The organism is Mesorhizobium sp. M2C.T.Ca.TU.002.02.1.1 (assembly GCF_003997225.1).
In genome coordinates this window covers 1-1,666 of sequence record NZ_RZTO01001085.1, presented here as the reverse complement: position 1 = coordinate 1,666, position 1,666 = coordinate 1, and the positions used below count along the sequence as shown (strand labels likewise).

Below are 1,666 nucleotides of genomic sequence, written 5' to 3'. Positions count from 1 at the left end.
ATCCTATGCTGGATGAGCGAGTTGACCACTTCGGTCCAGGCTGCGACCTCGACGATCAGCTCGACAGCCGGATATTTGGCATGGAAAGCGGCGATCGCCTCATCAAGCGGCGGCGCGACGAGGTTGGAGACCAACATCACTCGCAAATGTCCGCGTATCTCGGACTTGAGGTCCGAGAGCTTCGCCGGGATTTCACGGATCGCGCCGGCGAATTCCCGGCAGTGCTCGGCAAGAATGCGGCCCTCCTCCGTCAGCTCGAAGCCGGTCGGGCCACGATGGCAGAGCGTGACGCCAAGCCTCTCCTCCAGGCGCCGCAGCGCGAGGCTCAGCGCCGGCTGCTTGCGGTTAAGCTCCTGCGCCGCCTTGGTCACCGAGCGAGCATTGGCGATCTCATGGAAGAACTTCAGCAGGTTCCAGTCGAGATTCCTGGCGAATTGCGGTCCGCGAACCGCCTGATCCGACTGTCTGCGCCCCAACGCCTGCTCCTGAAGCCACTTCGCCAGCCGCCCGTTGCGGCAAGACCCGGCAAGTTAAGCCGATATTTTCGGAGGCGGCAAAGCCCTTTGCCTTCAAACGGTAGCGTCGGCTTGCTTCGCCATCTTGCCGGCGAGCGCGGCCTGCTCGACAAGCGCCGCCACCTCATCGGCGACAACGCTGACCGGGGTACGGTCGCGGGTGGCGCGGGCGATCACCATCAGGCCTTCGAGCGAGGATTCGACCAACAGCGCCAGCGCCTGCGCGCGCCGCTCCGGCACCCCTGCCCTGACGAATGCCTGGCGCAGCAATCCGATCCACTGCTCGAAGGCCGAGCGGCAGATCTCGGCCAGGTCCGGAACGTTGTTCGGCGCGTCGAGCACGACCGGCGCCACCGGGCAGCCGAGCGAGAATTCGTTCTCCTCCAGCATGCGCGCGACCGACTGGTAGATGTGGCGGACGGCAACGGCGGGGTCGCTTTCCATCGACAGCGCCGCGCCCAGCCGCTCGGTCACGTCGGCGACGCTGGCGCGCGTCACCTCGATGACAAGCTGGTCCTTGCCGCCGGGGAAATGGAAATAGAGCGAGCCGCGCGGCGCGCCGCTGGCGCTCAAGATGTCGTTCAGAGACGTGCCGTGATAGCCGCGCTGACGGATGAGCAGCGCCGTCGCCTCGACCATGCGGGTGCGTGTGTCCGTCGCCATGTCGACCTCTCGAATGTCAACCTCTGTCAGGAGTGCGCATTATAGGGCTTGCCCATAATATGACAATCGGTCTACATAATATGTAAATCGGTCTACATATTTTGGAGGCAGAAAATGCGGGCTTATCGGCTCGACGAATTCGGCGACGTCGAGAAGCTGTCGATGCGCGAGGTACCAATGCCCGAGCCAGGGGCAAACCAGATCCTGGTGCGTGTTCGCGCCACCTCGCTCAACCGCCGCGACACGATGATCCTCAACGGCACCTATCCGCTCACGCCACGCGCGGGCATCGTGCCGCTGAGCGACGGCGCCGGCGAAGTGGTGGCCGTGGGCGACGGCGTGACGCGCTTTGCTGTCGGCGACCGCGTCACCGGCAGCTACTTCGCGCGCTGGATCGACGGCCGCATGCATCCAGGCATCGTCGACCAGCTCGGCTGCACGCTGAACGGCATGCTCTCGGAATATGCGCTGCTCGACGAGCAATGGGC

At 64.6% G+C, this 1,666-nt stretch carries 3 protein-coding genes; 1 reads left to right on the top strand and 2 read right to left on the bottom strand.

The window, feature by feature from the left end; translation table 11 throughout:
* Positions 1-476: LysR family transcriptional regulator (locus EOD07_RS33605; RefSeq protein WP_164772803.1), on the bottom strand; the 476-nt coding region annotated here is incomplete at its 3' end.
* 93 nt (positions 477-569) lie between these two features.
* Entirely contained in the window at positions 570-1,178 is a 609-nt protein-coding gene (locus tag EOD07_RS33600) for a TetR/AcrR family transcriptional regulator (protein ID WP_127238273.1), read from the bottom strand.
* 114 nt (positions 1,179-1,292) lie between these two features.
* On the opposite strand from EOD07_RS33600, the gene EOD07_RS33595 reads away from it, so the two are divergent.
* The coding region (locus EOD07_RS33595; RefSeq protein ID WP_164772802.1) for an alcohol dehydrogenase catalytic domain-containing protein at positions 1,293-1,666 on the top strand (374 nt) is incomplete at its 3' end.

Coding starts and splice junctions, on each gene's coding strand:
- EOD07_RS33600 (WP_127238273.1), bottom strand. CDS start 1,178: ATGGCGACGGACACACGCACCCGCATGGTCGAGGCGACGGCGCTGCTC.